Consider the following 21,817-nt stretch of genomic DNA (forward strand, 5'->3'; position numbering starts at 1 on the left):
GGACCCTTACCTGGAAATTCTTTGTTCCACACGGGTGGTTATATCATCCCATTCTTCGTCCGGGTCCGCTCCATCGTAAACATTATCTAAACCGTTAACAATTTCAGCATTGACATCCCCATAGTAAGGTCCTTTATAAACATGCTCTACATCCAATGCCGCTTCAGCAAAAATCTCTCCTACGTTTTGTCCTCCGTAAAAATCGTCCGTTGTATTAACGAAATCGGAATTATCATAAACCGAAGGGGTCGACGGAAACATCCCGCGTTCTTCAAAAGACCTTAACTGCTGTTCTGGAGCCAGCAGCCAGGTAAGAAATTCATAAGCTTCTTCCGGGTGTTCTGTTTGCGCAGGAATAGTAACCCAGGATCCGCCCCAATTGCCTGCTCCTTCCGGCATTTGTGCAATACGCCAGTTTGTTTCATCCGGAGCATTTTCTTTAATGGTATCTCTCATCCAGGCAGGCCCCAGTAAAGTTGCATAATTGCCTTCCTGCATGCCACTGCCCCACTCTGGAGTCCACATTCCAAGATTTTTAATATATCCTTTTTCAATCCAATCAACAGTATCAAAGTAAGCTTGTTTTACGTAAGGAGAGGTTTCTATGATGAGTTCGTCATCTTCATTAAAATATTGTTCCGGAGCTTGATCCCTTTTAGCGTTGTATACCATTTCAGGATTATCCGACATTGCTTTTCCTGTCTCATCCAATATCGTTTGGGCGGCATCACCATAATCCTCCCATGTCTGAATTAATTCCTCTACTTCATCAGGATCAGTTGGTAATCCGGCTTCTTCAAATACGTCTGTCCGGTAATACATCACTGTCGGGCCAATGTCTGTAGGAATTCCAAATAAGAAATCTCCATCCACGCTTGAACCAATATCCCATACCCAATCGAGGTAATCGTCTTCGATATAAGCAGCGCCTAAATCATATAAATTAATAAACTGATCTTCTGCATTTTTGTAAGAATCTATTTCAGACACTTCAATCGCTGCCATATCAGGAGCTCCACTGCCAGCGGATAAAGATGTGAACAGATTATTATGATGGTCTGCCATATCAATCTGTTGAATATTAATGGAAATTTCAGGGTTATTTTCTACGTATTCCTCAACCAGTGAATCGTAATTAGCACCAAACAGCCAGAATGACAGCTCAATTTCCGCATCATCTTCACCAATACTGGTTATATTATTCTCTCCAGCCTCATTTCCCTCATCGGAAATGTTACCATCGTTCCCTTCATTATTGCTATTACACCCAGTAACGATGAGTGAGCTTACAAGTATTACTGAAAGTACACTGAGTCTTTTCATAATTTACAGCTCCTTTAAATTACGATTTTACCGCTCTGTAATTTCTCATAATCTCTTATCTCAAAAGCTTTCACGCATTCCACTTCTCCCACACACAAAAGTTATGTATTACGTCTCTCATCGTTCTGGTCCCAACTGCTAAGTTGAGAATAACGCTCCCCGGTAAACCTTCCGGGGAGCACTTTCTTCATAAATCAGATTATCAGGAGATTACCTCAAACGGACAGCTATTTTTTCCACTTTACCGTCCCGTACAGCTTTTGCATACTCTCCTGTTACGTCGTCAGCGCCCAGCTCAATCCGCTCGCCTGTGGTATAGGTTAGAACATAACTTTGGGGACTGGCGCCATCAGCTCCGAACGTGTTTTTACGCTCAGGGTTTGTGTAAGTGACTTTACATTGTCCAAGAAGTGTAAACGTGACCTCATTTGCCTCAGTAAACATCCAGTCAGCTAATACAGGAGACAATTTAAACGCCAGTTGCCCGCCTGCCATCGTAAATGGTTTCTGGCCGGCCATCATGACCATCCACATATTCATAAATTCAATAGTTGACCCGCTTAACCGTGCTACAAAACCACGGCCATGCAACGACGGATTCGGGTTGGCTGAACTGGCAATAAATGAAGAATTCTCAAGTGTACTTCGTCCATACATAGCTGGATCAAGGAAAGGTATGAGTGCACTTTGGATATCCTCATAGAATTCTTCTTCCAGACCAGATCTCAGTACTTCCAGTAAATACTTATATTCCATGTGTAAAAACACGGACTCATTCTCCAGCCAGCCCGGCGTAAACATTTTTGCCCGACCCAGCTCAATTGGTTCATCTTTAATTGGCATGGAAGTCTTGTACATTTTCAGCTTACGATCATAAATAGCAGAATCCTTCACCCTGTTGTAAATTTTCTTTGCTTCCTGTTTATCCGGTGATACCTTTAGTGATTTCACTACCCCTTCCAGAAAAGGAGTGACAGGAACCGGTTTCCATAAGACTTCGTCAAACCGTCCTTCTTTAGCACCTTCTCCTTCTGGATTAAAGTAAAAATAAGTAGGCGGCAGTTCCCCGTAATCTTTCAATCTTTCAATCCCTAAAGCCACTCTTTCTTTTATCACCTTTAAGGCTTGCTTTACTTCCTCCACCGTTAAAGTAACTTCTTTACCTGAAATACCGTTTTGAACTTTTTCCCTGTATGCTTCTCTTAAGGCTGTCACTTCATGCCAATAGCGGCATTCTTCACTTTCAGAACCGGGTTTAGACTGGCTTAAACGGCTCACTAACCCTTTAAAAAATTCACTTGCTTCTTCAGGCAGATAGACGTTTTGTTCTGATTGAACTCGTTCAAGCTGTTCAATTAATCTGTAAAGTTCCATCAGTTCAGATGTACTGGAACCAAACATACCAGGCAATCCGTTCAGTGAATCATTCCATCCTGGTTTACCTGCTTCCATTTCAATGCCTAAGCCATAAGGTGCCAGGGTCGAAGCTTTCACTAATCCGAGCAGAAACAATTTTGAATACAAGTTTGTTTTATAAATCTCTCCACTGCCATAACTGCTCTTTACCCAATTGGAGTCTGAGTCACCAAAGTTTCCTTCAGCCACAGCGCTGTACTGCCTTAACTGGTCACCTTGCTTCTTATACTTATGATGGCGCGGCTGAACCATGGCAGGACTCTGAAAGAAGGCATACGAACGAGTAAAGAAAAAGTCTTCTTCATAGTCCGGGTACACAGCCAAAAAGCTGTCTATTAAATCCAGATTGTACGTCCAGTGGTCAACCCAAAAGCCTTCACCAAACTCTGCTTCATAACGTTCATCAGATTTCAGAAGCACAGTAGTCAGAAACTCGTCAAATGAGACTGTGAGCTCAATGTTTTCATCTGTAATAAAGTGCTTTAATTCTCCAGGTGTAAATGTTTTTTCGAAAAAAGAGGTTAATTTATCTGACTGTCCATTATGGACATAGCCTGAAAAATCGAATTCTTCCAGCTTAAAACGCACGCCTTTTACTGCTAACGGGTTATAGCCATCCAACTGGATGAGGCTCATAAACTGTCTCACATTCTGATCAAATACGTGAGGTTCGAAAAACACATCACACCGGCGGTTCTGATTAATATCCCGGTAATTTCCATTGCCTTGTGAATAGAAAGTAGGGCTGATAGAAAAGAAATTATAATCCCTCTCTAAATCACCATGTTTCCTTGAGTACAGGTAATAGACTTTACTCTCTTCTTTATTTTTGAATACAAAAGGAAATCCGCCGCGAAGGCCGTTATCAAGGTAGCTCTGCCGGCTGTAAGCATCGAAAAGCGGCTGGCCTGTCTCAGATTGAATTGGCTTCGTTAGTTCTTTCGTAATTAGAAGAGCATCCCTCTTCTGATTCTCAAGATAATCAACTGATATTTGTGATTTAACAAAAGACTGGACTGTTTCAAGACTTCGCCCATGCCCAATCACTGTAAATAACGCCGCTTCTTCCCCATCTTTAAGCTCAAACCGAACTGGCGTAAAACCGCAGGACACTTTGTTTGTCGTGTGCGGCTCTGTTTCAGTAAGCTTTGTTAAAGGAGCATCTATAAAATTAACTGGTGTTTGCATTGACGTATCCGCCCCAAAAATAACGTCGCGGTCTACGATTGGTTTTATAATCCTCTCGTCTTCTTTAGTCGAGAATAAGCTGACGTAAAAGTTTCCTTCATTCACTTCGCTCACTTCAGCCGTATCCTCCATACTGCCTCTAAGCTTGTAGAATGGCACCTTCTGATCCAGATTCACTACATCAAACCAGCTTTTCAGCGTATTACCAAGCTCCTTATAAGGCGTGTTAGCCACTCCGCTTGGTAATAATGCAGGCATACCGTCAAGAATCTCAAACGTTTTAGGACGGTCAGAATTATTTCTAAATGTCACATGCCGGATCAGCCCGCTCACTGGGGAATGGGCAAGCGTATAGTAACTGACGTTCATTGAAAAACCTTCAGAGTGATTCACATATTCAAGTTCCAGCATATTCTCTGAAATTGTCATCGTTTCTTTAACACTTGTTTTTTCAGACTCGCCAGGCTGAAAAGGCTCTATGACCCGCTCTCCTTCTGAGTCTGATATCTTAATAAACGTTCTGAACCCTTGCAGGTGAACCATTTGGTAAGATTTATCTGCCGGCAGAAATTCCATCATGGCATGGTTTTTGTCCTGAATGCCGAAACTTGCAATCCCTTGGCCTCTATTTACATAGAACACCCACATCGGTATCCCTGATTCTCCTGCAATCCCAGGAAGAAAGCTGGAAAATGGGGGCTGATTCTGATAATGGGTAATTTCAAATGAGTGATCTTCTTTTAACTGATACATAACTGCCTCCGTAAATAATTTTTGTCCTGTTAATGCTCTGATTCTAGGATCCGTTAAAGGTGCTCGTTGTTTTTCAAAATAACTCGCTTGCTCCTGCGCCGCTCAGCTTGCTCGTCGCATGAAAAAGATGTGCCGCGGGCAAGGCTTCAGCTAACCGGGGGAATACATGCCGGTGGATCTTCAGCTCTTGCTTTTCCCGCAGGCGTCTCGTATTTTTGAAATTACAATATTAACAGAACCTTTTTCTAAAACAAAAACAGGCAGCTGAGTAAACTACCTGTTTTATAAAAAGGGGGTATATCACAAACACAAACTTAGCTTTTCACAGCTCCGTCAGTAATACTCTTAATAAACAGCTTGTTAAACAGTAAGAATATAACTACTAATGGAACTGTCGCCCAGAAGGTACCTGATAAAATCATGCCGTAGTCACGGACTCTGTCATCCATTAATGAGCGTAACGCTACTTGAATTGTATGCATGGACTGATCCTGCAGCACAACCAACGGCCATAAGTAGTCACCCCATATAGCCATAAATACGATGATGCCCAGTGTAGCAAAAGCCGGCAGAACTGTCGGGATAATGATGTTCCAGTAAATCCGGAAATTGCTGCAGCCATCAATTCTGGCCGCTTCAATAATTTCATCCGGGACAGCACTGGCTATATACTGCCTCATCCAGAAGATCCCGAAAGCGTTCATTAAACCCGGTACAATAACCGCTCTTAAATCACTCAGCCAGCCCAACTCGGTAATGATGAAATAAGTTGGTATCAAACCTAATTGAGGCGGAATCATCATCGTTCCAAGGATAAAGACAAATAATATAGTCCTTCCTGGAAAATCCAATTTTGCAAAAGCAAAACCTGCAAGGGAACATAATATCAATACACCTAACGTAATCGTAGATGAAACGATTAAGGAGTTTAACATAGCTCCCCAGAAAGGAATACTGTCTAAAACAAGCTGAAAGTTAGAAACCATATTAGAACCTGGTATCATAGCCGGAGGTGTCTGGTTAATGGCGCTATTCGGATTTGTTGCCATAACAAACATCCAGTAAAAAGGGAACAATGATGCCAAGGAAACTAAAATGAGTCCTGCATAGACAAAATATTTAGCGATTGATACGTTTTTTTTGTTAGTTTCCATTATTTCACACCCACCTTTTTCGAACGGCCGATCCGGTTCGCAAAGTATAAATTTAAAGAAGAGAAGATTATGATAATAAAGAACAGAACAATGGCAGTTGCCGATGCCGTGCCGAAGAAGTTACTTCCAAAGGCATCTCTGTAAAGGTATAATACAACACTCATTCCTTCCGGCCTTCCTGCCCGTCCCTGGAATATGTGCGGTTCAGCAAATATCTGAAGCGCACCGATTGTTGCAGTGAAAACAGTGAAAATGATAAACGGTTTTAACATTGGTATAGTAATATGCCAAATTTGCTGTCTGAGAGTGGCACCGTCTATTTTGGCAGCTTCATATAAATCATTAGGAATACTCTGCATGCCCGCCAGGTAGATAATCGTGTTATATCCTACCCATCTCCAGAAGATCATGGTGGCGATAGCTACCTTAGTCCCCCATTCAGACCTTGTCCAAGTAATAGGGTCAATTCCAAACACACCTAAAACAGCATTGACTAAACCTGAGTCCTGGTTGCTGAAAATCACACTGAACACAATAGCTACAGCTACAATAGATGTTACATACGGTAAAAATATTGCAAGCCTGAACACACTTTTAAATCTTATTAAAACTGAGTTTAAGGCGAAAGCAAGCAGTATAGCTGCTAACAATTGAGGTGCTGTTCCCATCAGGCCAATCATAATGGTGTTGTACAATGATTTCCAAAACAGAGGGTCATTGAAAATAATGTTAAAGTTATTAAACCCTACAAATTCCATGTCTCCCAGGCCATCCCATCTGAAAAATGCTAAATAAAAGCTGAACAGGATTGGAAACACACCAAATACTGCAAAAAGCAAATAGAAAGGAGAAATAAACATATAACCTGAAGCCATATTTCTCTGGCGTTGTGAAAACGATCTTTTCTTTGGTTTTTTTGGTTCCTGATTTGAATTCATTTGGATACTATCGCGCTTATCATTTGAGTTTCTGGTATCTCGCTGTAATTCGGCCATAATGATCCTCCTATTATAAAAGTTTGAATCTTCTAAGGGGAAAATATATTTGTAATGCCTGACAAACTATTTAATAAACAGTGCTAAATCTTACAAAAATGTATCCCCTGAGATACCATCCCCAACGATTCGATCTAGTGCCCGTTTACGTCTGTCTATTAAAAATCACATAATTGAATATTAAATCAACTAATTAATTTAATATTCAATTATGCAGTGATTTTGAAAAAAAGTGGGTATAGTGAGTTCACCATACCCACCCGCTCATAACTTAACGTGAAGTACGTTGTTCTACTCGGCTTAAAACATCTTCCCACTCTTCTTCAGGATCAAATCCGTCAAATACATTATCCAAACCTGCTAGAATTTCAGAGTTTACATCCCCATATTGTGGGCCTTTGTGGACATGCTCGCCTTCAAGAGCTGATTGTGCGAAAACTTGAGCTGTATTTTGACCGCCGAAATAATCATCAGAGTAGTCCTGGAACTCAGGCATGTCATAGACTTCCGGAGTGGACGGGAATAACCCCATGTTTTCGAAAGCTTTAAGCTGTTGTTCAGGAGCTAACAACCATGTCATAAAGTCATAGGCTTCTTGCTGTAACTCGGACTGTTCAGGAATAGCTACGTAAGAACCTCCCCAGTTTCCGCCGCCTTCAGGCATTGCAGCAACTCTCCATTCTGTAGCATCAGGCGCATTTCCTTTAATAACACCTTGCATCCAAGCTGGAGCTAATAATGTTGCAAAGTCACCGTCTGCCATTCCTCCGCCCCATTCAGGTGTCCACATACCAAAGTTGTCGACATATCCATCTTGAATCATTTCAGATGTTTCAAAGAAAGCCTCTCTCACATATGGTTCGTCATCAAGAATCAACTCATCGTTTTCATTGAAATAAGCTTGCGGTGCCTGGTCTCTCTTAGCATTAAAAACTGTTTCAGGGTTATCAGCCATTGGTTTGCCAGTTTCATCTAAAATAGTTTGTGCAACTTCTCTGTAATCGTCCCAAGTACTGATCAGCTCTTCTACTTCTTCAGGTTCAGAAGGAAGACCCGCTTCTTCAAATACATCCGTGCGGTAAAACATGACTGTAGGGCCAATGTCTGTCGGAAGTCCGAATAAGAAGTCGCCTTCTACGCTTTCGCCATTTTCCCATACCCAATCTAAGTAGTCGTCTTCAAGTTCTTCTGCTCCAAAATCATATAAGTTAACGAAACGATCTTCTGCACTCTTATATGAATCAAGTTCAGAAACTTCAATTGCTGCTAAATCCGGTGCCCCGCTTCCTGCTGATAAGGCAGTGAAAAGGTTGTTATGATGGTCTCCCATCTCAATTTCCTGGAAAGTAATGCTGACATTTGGATTCTCTTCAATATACTCTTCAGCCAGTTCCGGGTAGCCTGTTGCGCCAAATAACCAGAAAGATAATTCAACATCAGCATCCTCATCTCCCAGGCTGGTGACATCATCTTCGTTAACATCTTCATTGTCTGCCAGAGCTGCATCATTATCATTAGTATTATCATTAGTATTACCAGCAGTATCGTTCGTATTGTTATCTCCACAACCTGCAGCCGCAACTGATAAAGCTAAAAGTGCTGCCATTAATCCATACTTTTTCATTATTAATCCCCCTAAAATTTTAGTTATTAAGAACAAAATGGTACGTGTCTCTCTTCCATGTCCACCTCCCAAGCTTACTTAAAGATGCTTAATTGATCGTATTGCTAAAGCGGTTTCGTAAACTGCAAATAAAAAAGTTAAATTCCAATGACTTAAAGTAGCAAATATGTTTAATCTCAGGAGTACTCATTGAATTTAACTAAATCGGTTTCGTAATGCTATTGTATCTTCAAATTAATTTTATGTCAACGCTTTCTTTTCTCTTTTTTTAAAATTAATCTGATAATTTTAATTTAATAGATACCGTATTAACCACATTCATCGTAATATAACTGAAAATACTTATCGAAAAAAACAAATATAAAACAGGGAATTGAAACAGCAGATATTGGATAACAAAAAAACTGCCGATCCCTGAGATGGTTAGCACAGGAGAAGAAAAACCAAAAATAAACGCATATTTTATTGATTCCCACACGCGCAGTTTTAAATGAATTAATAATGGGATGCTGTAGAAAAAAATTATCAGATACATGACTAATAAAAAAATCCCAAGCCCTAACAGCATAGGGGCAAAACTGCTGTCTAACCTGAATATAAAATAAAAATCAACATAAAGAATTAAACCCGTTATTAAGAGAAAACCCCAAACCATATTTGATTTTACAAAGTATTTTTTATAATCCATCCAGAAATATTTTACTATTTTCCCTTCTATCTCCTCATTTTTAACCCAACGCTGCGTAGCTGCGTGAGCTGCTGCAGTCGCCGGAGCAATCCCTGCAATAACCAGCCCGGCCAGACTGAAAATAATCCACAAAAAATTGATTAAGGTGAGTCGATTAAGCGCTGCTGAAAAGGTTTCTATCGCTCCATATACTTTTCCTTTTTCCAAAAAAACACTCCTTTACCGCAGGGAAAGACGGCTTTAAACTTTTTTCGCCGCCCCGCATGATTCACGAACGATCAATTCCGGTTCAATCTTTACAGCTGTATGCTGAAGGTTTTTATTTATCAGATCATTTAAAATATAAGCAGCCATTTTGCCGATTTTTTCTTTGTCCTGCTTTACCGTAGTAAGCGGAGGATCTATATGCCTGGAAGCTGTAATATCATCACAGCCTATTATTGAAAAGTCCTGTACGCTATTCCCGCTGTCTTTAATTGCTTTTATAGCCCCCATGGCCATTAAATCGGAAGCCGCAAAAAGGGCTTTAGGAATTTCATGCTCCTTAAGCATTTCACTCATTACCTGATAACCGCTGTCTTCAAAGAAGTCTCCGAACTTTATCCAATTTTGGTTTACTGAAAGCCCATAAGTTTTCATGATTTTTTCAAAACCCTCAAGTCTTTGTTCAGAAATCAGGGAATTTTCCTTTCCGCCTATGAATCCAATTTCCCTTTGCCCCATCAAATAAAAATGTTCAACTGCTAAAGAAGAAACTTTTTCATTATCTGTCATAATGTAGCCTGAGGTTTTCCCTTCAAGCTGAATATCGACACCTATACAAGGAATATCACTTTTATCAAGATCATATACGGAAGGCTCCACTTGATCCCCTCCGATGATAATACATCCGTCCACATTATAATGCTGGCATCGGGCTAAATAATTTTCGTCGGCTTTATGAAACTTTTCGTTAGAGAAAAACAATAAGTCATAGCCTTCAGCCCCCATTGTTTTCTTGAATGAACTAACAACGTCTACGAAAAACGGATGATTAAAATTAGCATTTATTTTCCCGGCATAAATGACCCCAATAACTTTCGTTACCTTTTTCGCTAATGATTGTGCTGAATAAGAAGGCCGGTATCCGTGCTCCTCCATAATTTCCAAGACTCTTTTTTTAGTTTTTGCCCCTACATCTTCGTAGTTATTTATAATTTTAGAAACTGTCGCCTGGGACACCCCTGCCAGCTTAGCAATTTCCTTTATGGTCATTTTCATATTAAGCGCTCTCCTCAAACGTGCAAAGTTATATTTTAGTAATTAATTCCGTTCTGCTGCAGTACCATTATCATACCAATGCGGTGCGGTTCAAACAACAAAGTCGGTAAAAGAACAACAGTGGCAAGGATGACGAAACCGATTTATATTAAAGCGCGTTACTTAAAGATGTTGCTCTTTTCAGCTTTGATAAATTCAAATTTATACTTTGACAAAACAGCAACATTGAATTATACTTTTTACGAAACCGTTTTCGTTAATTATATATTACATGTTTACTGGTTACTTGTAAACGGCTTTTTTAACTATCATGTTAAGTACTATTATTCTTTCAGGGGAGGATTATAATGTTTCACAAACACATTCAGCCATTTCCTAAAAACTTTCTTTGGGGATCGGCCTCAGCTGCGTATCAAATTGAAGGAGCATGGAATAAAGATGGCAAGGGGCCTTCTGTGTGGGATATCTACACTAAAAAAGAAGGAACCACTTACAAAAACACCAATGGGGATATTGCTGTAGACCATTACCATCGCTATGAAGAAGATGTAAATCTGATGGCTGAGATGGGCCTGCAAGCTTACCGCTTTTCAATTGCCTGGTCCCGGATTTACCCGCAAGGCAAAGGCGCTATTAACGAGGAAGGTCTGAAGTTCTATGACCGGCTTATCGACCTCCTGCTGGAAAAAAATATTGAACCGATCATTACTGTTTACCATTGGGATCTTCCACAGGCTTTAATGGATGAATACGGAGGATGGGAGTCCAGACAGATCATCGATGACTTTAATAACTATTGTATTACTCTGTTTAAACGGTACGGAGACAGAGTGAAATATTGGGTCACCTTAAATGAACAAAACATCTTTATCGGGTTGGGTTATAAATCAGGCATGCACCCACCCGGGGTGAAAGACACAAAACGGATGCACCAGGCTAACCATAACGCATTTCTGGCCAATGCTAAAGCTGTCCAGTCATTTAGAAAGTTAGTACCTGACGGGCATGCAGGACCAAGTTTTGCCTATGGCCCTGTTTATCCAATTGACAGTGACCCTGAAAATATTCTGGCGGCAGAGAACGCCGAAGAAATGAATAATCACTGGTACATGGACGTTTATGCGTGGGGAAAATACCCTGAAACCACATTGGATTATCTTCAAAAAGAAGGCATCGCCCCAGTTATTGAAGACGGCGATATGGAATTATTGAACGAAGGAAAGCCGGACTTCATGGGAATCAATTACTACCAGACTACAACAGTGGAAAAGAATCCCCTCGATGGTGTTGGTGAAGGAAAAATGAACACATCCGGCAAAAAAGGCACTTCCTCTGAATCCGGGGTGCCGGGTATGTTTAAAACAATACGCAACCCTAACCTTGAAACAACTAACTGGGACTGGGAAATTGATCCTGTCGGTTTAAGAATCGGGATGCGGCGAATCAAAAACCGTTATAGCCTGCCAATCCTCATATCTGAAAATGGCTTAGGTGAATTTGACAAACTGGAAGAAAACGATGAAATTCATGATGACTACAGAATCGATTATATCAACCACCATCTAGTTGAAATCCAGAAAGCTATGACCGACGGGGTTGATATTATCGGTTACTGCACGTGGTCATTTACCGATTTATTAAGCTGGCTGAATGGTTATCAGAAACGCTATGGTTTTGTATATATAGACCGTGATGAAGAAGATGCCAAAGAGTTACGCAGACTAAAGAAGAAAAGCTTTTACTGGTATAAAAACATTATTGAATCCAACGGTGCGGACCTTCGTCCAAGGGAAGGTGAATAACCATTGAAAAAAAATTATTTATCATTTGATATCGGCGGCACTCATGTGAAGTGGGGTCTTCTCGACCATAACGGCAGTATTTTGGAAAAAGACCATTTCTCATCAGACAGCTCAGATGGCGCTCCAATATTGCATAAAATCAGAGGGAAAATAAAAGAGTTTCAATCAGAGATTGAAGGTATCGCTATCTCCTCCCCAGGATTCATTAATCCTTCTACAGGTTTTATTGAAAAAGGAGGAGCAATTAAAGAATTTGATAACTTAAACCTCCAAACTCTACTTCAAAGTGAGTTCAATTTGCCGGTGTCCATAGAAAACGATGTAAACTGTGTAGCCTTTGCAGAAAAGTGGCTGGGTAACGGGAAGAACCTCGCGGATTTCATTTGTTTAACAGTTGGAACAGGAATCGGCGGTGCTTTGTTTCTAAATAATCAGATTTACCGCGGCCACTCCTTTCGCGGAGGGGAATTTGGTTTTATGATTACACAGGGGCTTCACGGGGTTTCTCCTGAAGAAGACAGCTTAAGCACACTTGCTTCTATGAGAGGAATAAGAAATAAGTATGCTGAATACTATTCCCTTCCATTTAATGAGGTAACCGGTGAACAGGTATTCCAGGCGTACGATGAAAAAGACCCCGTCGCTGTAACAATAGTTGAAAAGTTTTATGAATCATTGGCCCTTGGCATTTATAACATTACGTCTGTTTTAAATCCCGAGAAAGTGCTTATAGGTGGAGGAATTACGAGCCGGCCTACTTTTATTAATGAGTTGGAAAAACACTTAACTTATATTGACCGTGTTTTTCATATAGAAATAGACGCCTGCCATTTCAGAAATGATGCCGGGCTTGTAGGCGCATTGGCTTTTCATAAAACGAAATACAATAATACAGAAACTGTTACTTCTTAAATATAAACAAGCAGCACCGGTTTTTTACCAGGTGCTGCTTTCTTCTTTCTTTTTCCTATTCCAGAGAACCAAGTTCCCGTTTAATCACACCAACCATTCTGTCGACATATTTATCACACAGCTCTTCAGTCGGGGCTTCCGCCATAACTCTTACAAGCGGCTCCGTACCTGAGGGGCGCACGAGAATACGTCCCTCTCCCCGCATTTCACTTTCTACCACATTAATTTCGTCCGCTATCACACTGCTTTTATGAAGGGCATTTTTATCAGCTACTTTAACGTTCACCAGCTTTTGGGGATATTTTGTCAGTTCGCCAGCCAACTCAGATAACGGCCGGCCGGTCGCTTTAACGATTTGGACAAGCTGAAGGGCAGTGAGAAGGCCGTCGCCTGTGGTCGTGTAATCCAGGAAAATAATATGTCCGGATTGTTCCCCTCCCAAGTTAAAGCCGCCATTTCGCATTTCTTCCATCACATAGCGATCACCAACAGCTGTCTGCTTTGTTTCAATGCCTTCCTTCTCCAATGCTTTATAAAAACCAAGGTTACTCATAACAGTAGTGACTGCTGTGTTATGTTTTAATTGCCCTTTTTCTTTCATATACTTTGCGCATATGTACATAATCTGATCGCCATCTACAATATCTCCTTTTTCATCAACGGCAATAAGACGGTCAGCATCTCCATCAAAGGCAAGCCCTATGTCTGCCCCTTTTTCCTTCACAAGGGAGACAAGCGTATTAGGATGAGTCGAACCTACACCGTCATTAATATTTGTCCCGTTCGGTGATGAGCCGATGCAGGATATATGGTCAGCTTCAAGGTCTGCAAATAAATGATTGGCTAACGGGGAAGCCGCTCCGTGAGCACAGTCAAGGGCAATATGCAACCCGGAGAAATCTTCAGTAATGGTCTGTTTTAAATATTGAAGATACTTTTGTCCGCCTTCAAAATAATCATTAACCACACCAACGTCTCCACCTACAGGCCGCGGCAGGTCATCCTCCATATCATTTTCCTGTTCAAGCAGTTTCTCAATTTCTTCTTCCTGCCTGTCAAGCAGCTTAAACCCGTCAGACCCGAAAAACTTAATCCCGTTGTCCTCTACCGGGTTGTGGGAGGCGGAAATCATAACTCCAGCATCAGCGCTTAACGCTTTAGTTAAGTACGCCACCCCGGGAGTTGATATTACTCCTAAACGCATGACCTCAGCGCCAATAGACAGTAGTCCGGCCACAAGAGCCCCTTCAAGCATATGACCAGAAAGGCGAGTATCGCGGCCAATCAGGATCTTCGGCTTTTCTGTTTCTTTAGTTAAAACGTAGCCTCCGAACCTCCCCAGCTTAAAAGCCAGCTCTGGAGTTAATTCCTTGTTAGCTACTCCTCTCACACCATCTGTTCCAAAAAATTTACCCATTCATATCGCTCCTTAAATGTTCTTATTTCAAAATTATCGGACATTACTGTTCGCACACGTCAGGATGTATTTTGATTATCGCCGTCTTCTTCCTCTTCTTCTATATTAAACAATTCTGTTTCCTCAGTGTTATTGTTCTCATCCGTTTCATTTTCCTCATCAGTTTCAGTCTCTTCAATCTGTTCATTGTCGTTAATTTCATTGGTTTCGCCGTCTTCTTCAGTTTCTATATTGGTATTAGGCGTAACATTATCGCTATTATCGTTATCATCTATGTTCTCATTATTTTCATCAGGCCCCATGTTGTCACCGGTTTCAGTCTCTTGAACTGATGAACCGCCTGAACGGCTAGTATTCTCTGAAATTATGAAATTAACTGTCATGTCTTGCTGTGGAAAACGAAGGTTCTGCGGACCGGTGATTTCAAGTTCTGCTTCGTGTTCTCCCGCCGACAGCCCATTCACATTAATTTCAGCTCTTAAATCCGGCCTTTCCAACCGTCCAAGAACCCCCTGACTCCCATTTACCACCAAATCGAATTGACCGTCCTCCGGCTCTAGAAATTGAATTGTCTGGCTGCTGCCCAATCCTTCAACCTGTATGCCAAAGTCTGAAAATGTTCTGGACTCCTCATCAGCCGTTTCTACTTCAATTGTTACTGTCTCGGGATCCACTCTTTCAACTCCATCAGGGACAGGGACATCGAGTTCATAAGAAGAGCCACCTGACAGGTCTCCTACTTCTAAGTTAGGAAGGTCAATAAAGGAAATATTATTTATAACATCTACCGGACCGTAAATCGTCACTCTTTCCGGATTTATTGAAATAGAATCAATAGCCATACCCGCAGGTAAGTCTCCATTTCTGCCTATTCTGAGAGGGACTGATTTATTAGGGCTTGTGACAGGCACACTGACTTCCACAGCTGCCGGATCACCAGTTAACTCCATTTCATTGCCGTTCTGGTCATAAAAAGTAACAGGAACTGCCTCTTCAAAAGAAGTAGCTCTGCCGCTCATATCAACTATGGCTCTTGCTGAAGCAACCTGATCAATTATCCCTTGAGCTGCTGTGACTTCTACAGTCGAAGGGGCGGCTTCCGGAGTACCTGCTACGTATCCTTCTTCCATCTCCCCTTCATTTACGAGTTCAACATCCACAGGAAATGAAGCTGTTTGCTTCTCCTGAATAGTTACCCTTACTGTCATAGGCACAATTGATAAGTTCAAATCAGTTGGAAATCCGCGGTGCTGGACCCTTTCATAGTGTACTCCTGCCTCTTTGCCTTCAAGGTCTACGAACACTTCCTGCTGCGGCTGAGTGACTTGGGCAAGCGTTAATATATTTTGAGGCCCCCTTAAAGTAACCTGTACGGTTTCAGGGGCTTCCGTCAGCACATACCTGTCTTCATCATAATAGACATTTAAGTCGACTTCTTCCAATATGCGGGACCCGTCCGTAATACCTGGAATGCCCCCTGGCTGGTTAGTCGTATTATCCATGTTTACCATAAGAAAAAGCATAACCGCAATTACCAGTGACGTCAGTTTAATAAACCAGCTTTTATTAAACAGTTTATCCATTCTTTTTCCCTCCCCACTGCCAACGGGAAGACGAACCATTAGTATCTTGTTTTAACAGTTCGTTTTCTAATAATTTTCTTAGAGCCTCCTCATCTAAGCTTCGATGAAGTTCCCCGTTTTTTGTCACTGAAATGCCCCCTGTTTCTTCAGACACAGCAATTGTAATAGCATCTGTGACTTCACTGACCCCTAATGCTGCTCTGTGGCGAGTTCCAAGTTCCTTAGAAATAAAAGGATTCTCAGATAGAGGTAAATAGCAGCCCGCGGCCATTATCTGATTGTTTTTAAGGATAACTGCTCCGTCATGAAGCGGTGTATTTGGTATAAAGACATTTATTAAAAGCTCTGATGTTAATTTTGCATTCATAGTAATACCAGTTTCAATATAATCGTTCATTCCTGTTTCTCTCTCAAGTGAAATAAGTGCCCCGATCCGCCTTTTTCCCATATAGTTAGCTGCTTTAATAATATGGTCAATCGATTGTTTTACTTCCTCTTCATCTGCAATTGTACTGGATTGGAAGAGACGCCCCCGCCCCAATTGTTCCAATGCCCGTCTTAATTCAGGCTGGAAAATAATAATAATTGCCAGTAAACCGTAAGTAACCGCCTGCTGCATAATCCACTGCAGGGTATGAAGGCCGAGATAGCCGCTTAAAAACCATACAGTCAGAATAACGGTAATCCCTTTAACGAGCTGAACAGCCCTCGTTCCCCGGATCACCATAATTAACTTATATATGACAAATGCCACAAGGAAAACGTCGACAATTATGGCCAAGACTCTTAGTATCGATATATCTGCAAACATGTTCGCTCCTCCAAAAAGTTCCTATTCTTATCAAACATGTAACTAACTCGTTTATTATAACATATTTTAAAGTTTTTCCATTCGTTACGGGGCTTGTTTTTTCCGTAAAGAGTCTCATGAGCCAAAAAATGGGGGTCGCCCCCAATCACTCTAAAGCTACACCTCTCATTTTTAATTTAAAGCTGGTTTGTCTCCCTGGACAAGCGTCCGCCTGGCGGACTAAGATCTCTTCTCTATCAAAAACGAGGCCGAGACAAAACTAAAGACAAGTTTGTAAAGGACAAACAAGACTTTTTATTAGACATCTTATAAGGTGGGGTACTTTTAGGTTTACCAATTATTAAATAGCCTCTGCTTTTTTGATTGAAGGACAGAAGGCGGCGACGCCCGAGGGATTAAGCGCAGTCTGAAGATCCAATTCAACGAAGCTCCAGGCTGAGTTGAATTTAGCTGAAGACAAGCCCCTGGGCAAGCGTCCGCCTGGCGGACTGAAATTACTGCCATTACTATTTATCAGAGTAAGTACAAAAGCGAAAAACCGAACAAAAATCATAGGATTTGTTCGGCTTTCTTTATGATTACTATTCTTTTGGTCAAGCCTCTTTAGTCTTTAATCACTATGGTTATCACTCTCTGAATCATCTGCAAAGTTGACAACCTCTGAAAAGAAAGATTTCGTCTGGAACCAAAGCCAGTCCATAAACTGGTTTATTTCCTCAATCTCTCCTGAAACCTGCTCTGCCGATGCGAGCAGATACTCCCCATTGATCACTGTTATATTCCCGGTTACCTCGCCGGCAATTTCTATATCGCCATTTCGTACAATCAAGTCACCGGAAATACTTTCGCCTTCCGGAATAATTACTACTCCGCGCGTTTCATCAACAATAAACTGCCCCTCACCCTTCACTACAATTTCTTTATCATCATCGGAAAATGCAGCCGACAGACTGACAGCAAAGATAAGAAAGAACGTGGCAGCTGCTAAAATGAAAGGATGTTTTCTCATAAAGTTTTTCCACGTCTGTGATTTAGACTGCTTCGGAAGCTGCTTCATAACGTTATCGGTAAAGCCTTTCGGGGCTTCAAAGTGGGAAGCACTCTGAATAATTGCCACCGTTTTCCTCAGTTCCCGCAGCTGGGCATGGCATTCGTCACATTTCATGATATGAGCTTCAAATTGTTTTTTTTCAAGCAAAGTCATCTCTTCATCTAAATATTTATAAATATGCTTTTGGTTTTCTTGTGAACAAGCCATCACTCTGTCTCCTTTCCACGACTATTAGTCCCTCAGTCGCTTACGCAACGCCTCTCTTCCGCGGTGAATCCGCGTTTTTACCGTTGCTACTGGAAGATTTAATATTTCACTTATCTCTTTTAACGAAAGATCCTCTAAATATTTTAAAATGATTGCAGCTCTGTATTTAGGAGGAAGTTCCATTATTTCCTGCTGAATCCACTCCTGCATTTCCAGTTGCACGACCTGGTCCTCAGGGAGGTCAACATCTGCTGAGATTTGTGAATAATATGTAAGATCTTCTGTGCCTGCTACTTGATCTTCCAGGTGAAAGTCGGGCTTCTTTTTCCTTATCCGGTCAATGGCCAGATTAGTGGCAATTCTAAAAAGCCACGTGGAAAATTTACGGTTAATATCGTAAGAGTCAATGTTAGTGTACGCCCTAAGGAACGCTTCTTGAGCTACATCTTGTGCCTCATGTACATTTCCGAGCATACGATAAGCTATATGGTACACTTTATCCTTGTACAAATCCATCAGCTCGGCAAACGCCTGCTGATTGCCTTTTTTGACTTCTGCAATAATTTTTTTTACAATTATATCCATACCGCATAACCTCCGCTTCACTGCGGTTAATTACTATACGTTACACATGAAATAAGGTTTCACTTAGACAACATTCATTTTAGCACTAGAAAACAGAAAAAAAATAGTCAATTTCAATAAAAACCATGTTTACTAAAAAATTACAGAGGGTAGTTTAAAGATAAGTCAGAGGAGAGAAATTTATGAAATTAAGAAAAACGGGTAAGTCATTAATATTAATGGAGGTTGGTGCTCATGTGTATGGCTGTACACACCCTTTCCCGGAAAGAACTTCTTCAGGAAATTGAAGTTGTGCGCACAAAAATGCATTTTTTATCTGAAAAAATGATGCGCACATCTGATGAAGTAGTAAAAACAAGCACTTATTTGGATCAGCTGCTTAATCAGTACCAGTCATTGCAAATCCACGAAAGATAAATAAATCATTATACTTCCAGCCATCTTAAAGTATGGCTGTTTTTTGTTTGAAAAAACATAAAAGGAGGCGGCCTTTAAATGCGCAGGTGCCAAGGAAACAATAATTTGCAGCATGTGGGATTAATCCCATGTTTTATCCTAAAAACACTACTCCTGTCCTGAACTATTTTTCCCAGATAAACTTTAATAAAAAAACACCTTGAATATGATCAAGGTGATTAGTTTCATATCTGGTGGAGCCTAGCGGGATCGAACCGCTGACCTCCTGCGTGCAAAGCAGGCGCTCTCCCAGCTGAGCTAAGGCCCCTTTGTTGTTATTTCCAGGGTGCTATTTCTGATATTGTTAAATGATGCTCATTCAGTTCTCCCTGTTTCTTCCTCTTCAAGCCTTTTCTTTGAAGCAGCATCCGTCGAAACAACTCGACGATTATTCGATGAAGTTTCGCTCGTAGCTGAGCTAAGGCCCCTTTGGAGTGATTTCAAAGGTGTATTTCTTATAGTGTTAAATGATACTCGAAGTCCAAAAAAAAATGGTGAGCCATGAAGGACTCGAACCTTCGACCCTCTGATTAAAAGTCAGATGCTCTACCAACTGAGCTAATGGCTCGCAGTCTTTGTTCAGAGGTCGTGGTTGTTTTCCATAGATGTACAAAAAAACTGCCTAAAAAAAGAAAAATGGCAGGGCTAGCAGGATTCGAACCTGCGAATCACGGAATCAAAATCCGATGCCTTACCGCTTGGCTATAGCCCTGTATTATTTAATGTTTTTCATTCTATGTGTTGAAGACGTCGGCTGATGACTGTACTAATTACGATACCCGTTCTAAATAAAAAATATACAAACTTTTTTTGGCGGCTGACAAGCTGCTGTCCCTTTTTTAAAACCTGCTGACTGATGCTAAAAAAGGAAGCTGATGCGGTATATCATAAGACCTTTACAAAGAAAAACAAATTGCTTTGCCTGCAATTCGTAAAAAAAATGGTGACCCGTACGGGATTCGAACCCGTGTTACCGCCGTGAAAGGGCGGTGTCTTAACCACTTGACCAACGGGCCTGAATATTGTGGAGCTTCCTAGCGGGCTTGAACCGCTGACCTCATCCTTACCATGGATGCGCTCTACCAACTGAGCTAAGGAAGCATGGCTCCACAGGTAGGATTCGAACCTACGACCGATCGGTTAACAGCCGATTGCTCTACCACTGAGCTACTGTGGAATAGTGTTTTATTGGTAATAAGCGGCGAATCTCTTCGTCTGCTGCTCTCTCTATCCCATTAAAATGGGTGAGCTTAGCGACGTCCTACTTTCACAGGGGGAGAGCCCCCAACTATCATCGGCGCTGAAGAGCTTAACTTCCGTGTTCGGCATGGGAACGGGTGTGACCTCTCCGCGATCGTCACTAAACTCGAATCACAAAACAATCCTCTTTGTGAGACATTTGCTATCGTACTACTTTTACTTAAAAAAATCAAGGGGTTTGTCTCATTTTTAAATTTTATTTTTTGAAATTTTTGATGAAGGTTTTCGAACGTATTTTATAATATCTTTAGGCGAAGCAAAACGCTTGTACAATTTATAAATAATTTTATAACGCTCTTCCATAGAATGGCGAATAAGACCATCCAAACGGTCATCTGTCAGATCCAGCAGCAGTTCTTCAAGTTCTCTTTTCAGAAGGTACTCCATCTCTTCAGCCTCTTTACCGTTACACATAAATCCAAGCATTACGAGCTCCCCCTTTTTTTATCGTCTTAAAAATTATTTTCCAAACCCCGCAATTTTATTCATAATTGCCTGTCCTTCGAATACATATGTGGTAAACGAGGGACAAGGGGGCTAATATGCAATGAATTTCATTTGGGTATGGCATGCGAAAATGCTAAAAAGATATATGATTATCGGGATTGCGGCTTTTTTTACCGCAGGGATCTTATATGTCGAATCACCATTCCTTCCGGTTTTTTCACCTGAGGGGGAGCCGGCGGCCATTCACAGAGTTAATGCTGAAAGGCCTGAGCTCGCATTAACGTTTGATATCAGCTGGGGTGAAGAGCAGTTGAATCCTATTCTCGATATTCTGGCAGAAGAAAATGTTGATGAGGCCACTTTTTTTGTATCGGCAGCATGGGCTGAAAGACATCCGGAATTATTGAATAAAATTACTGAAGCAGGTTATGAGATCGGAAGCCATGGTTACCGCCACGAACACTACACCCGCTGGGAGGAAGAAGCGATTAAAAAAGATATCCAAAAAGCTCATCAGATTTTATCAGAATTAACAGAGGAGGCCCCTCAGCTGTTAAGACCTCCTAATGGAAGTTTTGACGAGCGGGTACTTAATGTAGCTGAATCTTTAAATTACGATGTTATTCACTGGAGCATCCATTCGCATGACTGGGAGAATCCTGGAGTTGAAGCAATTGTAGAAAATACAACAACTAATGTAGAAAACGGAGACATTCTTCTTTTTCATGCATCAGATTCTGCCAAACAGACGGCTGAAGCTTTGCCGATTGCACTGGAAAAATTGAAAAAAGAAGGATTTTCCTTTGTCACGGTTTCCCAGCTTTTAACCGGAGCAGAAGTGAAAGCAGAAGAAATTAATTAATGAGGCTTTGCCTCCCTTTCTAA

At 41.2% G+C, this 21,817-nt stretch carries 17 protein-coding genes, 6 tRNA genes and 1 rRNA gene; 4 read left to right on the forward strand and 20 right to left on the reverse strand.

Features of this window, described 5'->3' with window-relative positions:
• Positions 1 to 6: 6 nt before the first annotated feature.
• The 7 genes from BMW59_RS12310 to BMW59_RS12340 form a co-directional block, all read right to left on the reverse strand.
• Positions 7 to 1,323, reverse strand: coding sequence for an ABC transporter substrate-binding protein (locus tag BMW59_RS12310; protein WP_093052476.1), 1,317 nt, complete (start codon positions 1,321 to 1,323; stop codon positions 7 to 9).
• Between the two features lie 210 nt (positions 1,324 to 1,533).
• Positions 1,534 to 4,680, reverse strand: coding sequence for a hypothetical protein (locus tag BMW59_RS12315; RefSeq protein WP_093052479.1), 3,147 nt, complete (start codon positions 4,678 to 4,680; stop codon positions 1,534 to 1,536).
• Positions 4,681 to 4,994: 314 nt separating this feature from the next.
• Positions 4,995 to 5,834, reverse strand: coding sequence for a carbohydrate ABC transporter permease (locus BMW59_RS12320; protein ID WP_093052482.1), 840 nt, complete (start codon positions 5,832 to 5,834; stop codon positions 4,995 to 4,997).
• On the reverse strand, positions 5,834 to 6,772 hold the full coding sequence (locus BMW59_RS12325) for a carbohydrate ABC transporter permease (protein WP_093052779.1): 939 nt from the start codon (positions 6,770 to 6,772) through the stop codon (positions 5,834 to 5,836). The genes BMW59_RS12320 and BMW59_RS12325 overlap by 1 nt, the downstream gene beginning before the upstream one ends.
• A gap of 328 nt (positions 6,773 to 7,100) precedes the next feature.
• On the reverse strand, positions 7,101 to 8,453 hold the full coding sequence (locus BMW59_RS12330; RefSeq protein WP_093052485.1) for an ABC transporter substrate-binding protein: 1,353 nt from the start codon (positions 8,451 to 8,453) through the stop codon (positions 7,101 to 7,103).
• A gap of 274 nt (positions 8,454 to 8,727) precedes the next feature.
• Positions 8,728 to 9,348 carry a YesL family protein gene (locus BMW59_RS12335; protein WP_093052488.1) on the reverse strand — a complete coding sequence of 207 codons (621 nt, stop codon included), beginning with the start codon at positions 9,346 to 9,348 and terminating at the stop codon, positions 8,728 to 8,730.
• A gap of 33 nt (positions 9,349 to 9,381) precedes the next feature.
• Entirely contained in the window at positions 9,382 to 10,401 is a 1,020-nt protein-coding gene (locus BMW59_RS12340; RefSeq protein WP_093052491.1) for a LacI family DNA-binding transcriptional regulator, read from the reverse strand.
• Positions 10,402 to 10,748: 347 nt separating this feature from the next.
• Here BMW59_RS12340 and BMW59_RS12350 point away from each other — a divergent pair, with 347 nt between their 5' ends.
• Positions 10,749 to 12,203, forward strand: coding sequence for a glycoside hydrolase family 1 protein (locus tag BMW59_RS12350; protein ID WP_093052497.1), 1,455 nt, complete (start codon positions 10,749 to 10,751; stop codon positions 12,201 to 12,203).
• Between the two features lie 3 nt (positions 12,204 to 12,206).
• On the forward strand, positions 12,207 to 13,115 hold the full coding sequence (locus tag BMW59_RS12355) for an ROK family protein (protein ID WP_093052501.1): 909 nt from the start codon (positions 12,207 to 12,209) through the stop codon (positions 13,113 to 13,115).
• Positions 13,116 to 13,170: 55 nt separating this feature from the next.
• Here BMW59_RS12355 and glmM read toward each other — a convergent pair whose 3' ends face one another.
• From glmM to sigW, 5 genes are all read right to left on the reverse strand, one after another.
• Positions 13,171 to 14,532 (reverse strand): phosphoglucosamine mutase, encoded by a 1,362-nt coding sequence (gene glmM, locus BMW59_RS12360; RefSeq protein ID WP_093052504.1) that lies wholly within the window; start codon positions 14,530 to 14,532, stop codon positions 13,171 to 13,173.
• 59 nt (positions 14,533 to 14,591) lie between these two features.
• Positions 14,592 to 16,115 carry a CdaR family protein gene (locus BMW59_RS12365; RefSeq protein ID WP_177174333.1) on the reverse strand — a complete coding sequence of 508 codons (1,524 nt, stop codon included), beginning with the start codon at positions 16,113 to 16,115 and terminating at the stop codon, positions 14,592 to 14,594.
• Positions 16,108 to 16,926: a diadenylate cyclase CdaA gene (gene cdaA / locus BMW59_RS12370; protein WP_093052510.1), complete on the reverse strand. Its 819-nt coding sequence runs from the start codon at positions 16,924 to 16,926 to the stop codon at positions 16,108 to 16,110. The genes BMW59_RS12365 and cdaA overlap by 8 nt, the downstream gene beginning before the upstream one ends.
• A gap of 610 nt (positions 16,927 to 17,536) precedes the next feature.
• Positions 17,537 to 18,184: a zf-HC2 domain-containing protein gene (locus BMW59_RS12375; protein ID WP_093052513.1), complete on the reverse strand. Its 648-nt coding sequence runs from the start codon at positions 18,182 to 18,184 to the stop codon at positions 17,537 to 17,539.
• A 24-nt stretch (positions 18,185 to 18,208) separates the two neighbouring features.
• Complete coding sequence (sigW, locus tag BMW59_RS12380) at positions 18,209 to 18,769, reverse strand: RNA polymerase sigma factor SigW (protein ID WP_093052515.1); 561 nt, start codon at positions 18,767 to 18,769, stop codon at positions 18,209 to 18,211.
• 234 nt (positions 18,770 to 19,003) lie between these two features.
• Between sigW and BMW59_RS12385 the strand changes: the two genes are divergently transcribed.
• Positions 19,004 to 19,186 (forward strand): aspartyl-phosphate phosphatase Spo0E family protein, encoded by a 183-nt coding sequence (locus BMW59_RS12385; protein ID WP_093052518.1) that lies wholly within the window; start codon positions 19,004 to 19,006, stop codon positions 19,184 to 19,186.
• 231 nt (positions 19,187 to 19,417) lie between these two features.
• On the opposite strand, the gene BMW59_RS12390 is transcribed toward BMW59_RS12385, so the two are convergent.
• The 8 genes from BMW59_RS12390 to BMW59_RS12425 form a co-directional block, all read right to left on the reverse strand.
• A tRNA-Ala gene (locus BMW59_RS12390) sits at positions 19,418 to 19,493 on the reverse strand.
• A 224-nt stretch (positions 19,494 to 19,717) separates the two neighbouring features.
• Positions 19,718 to 19,793 (reverse strand) — tRNA-Lys (locus BMW59_RS12395).
• A 69-nt stretch (positions 19,794 to 19,862) separates the two neighbouring features.
• Positions 19,863 to 19,937, reverse strand: a tRNA-Gln gene (locus BMW59_RS12400).
• Positions 19,938 to 20,166: 229 nt separating this feature from the next.
• Positions 20,167 to 20,241: transfer RNA gene (locus BMW59_RS12405), tRNA-Glu, on the reverse strand.
• Positions 20,242 to 20,250: 9 nt separating this feature from the next.
• Positions 20,251 to 20,326, reverse strand: a tRNA-Thr gene (locus tag BMW59_RS12410).
• A gap of 1 nt (position 20,327) precedes the next feature.
• Positions 20,328 to 20,402 (reverse strand) — tRNA-Asn (locus tag BMW59_RS12415).
• Between the two features lie 71 nt (positions 20,403 to 20,473).
• Positions 20,474 to 20,590: ribosomal RNA gene (gene rrf, locus BMW59_RS12420) — 5S ribosomal RNA — on the reverse strand.
• A gap of 84 nt (positions 20,591 to 20,674) precedes the next feature.
• Complete coding sequence (locus BMW59_RS12425; RefSeq protein WP_093052521.1) at positions 20,675 to 20,911, reverse strand: hypothetical protein; 237 nt, start codon at positions 20,909 to 20,911, stop codon at positions 20,675 to 20,677.
• Between the two features lie 121 nt (positions 20,912 to 21,032).
• Between BMW59_RS12425 and pdaB the strand changes: the two genes are divergently transcribed.
• On the forward strand, positions 21,033 to 21,794 hold the full coding sequence (gene pdaB / locus BMW59_RS12430; protein WP_093052523.1) for a polysaccharide deacetylase family sporulation protein PdaB: 762 nt from the start codon (positions 21,033 to 21,035) through the stop codon (positions 21,792 to 21,794).
• Positions 21,795 to 21,817: the final 23 nt, after the last annotated feature.

This window comes from Salipaludibacillus aurantiacus (genome assembly GCF_900111295.1).
Classification (GTDB): domain Bacteria; phylum Bacillota; class Bacilli; order Bacillales; family Salisediminibacteriaceae; genus Salipaludibacillus; species Salipaludibacillus aurantiacus.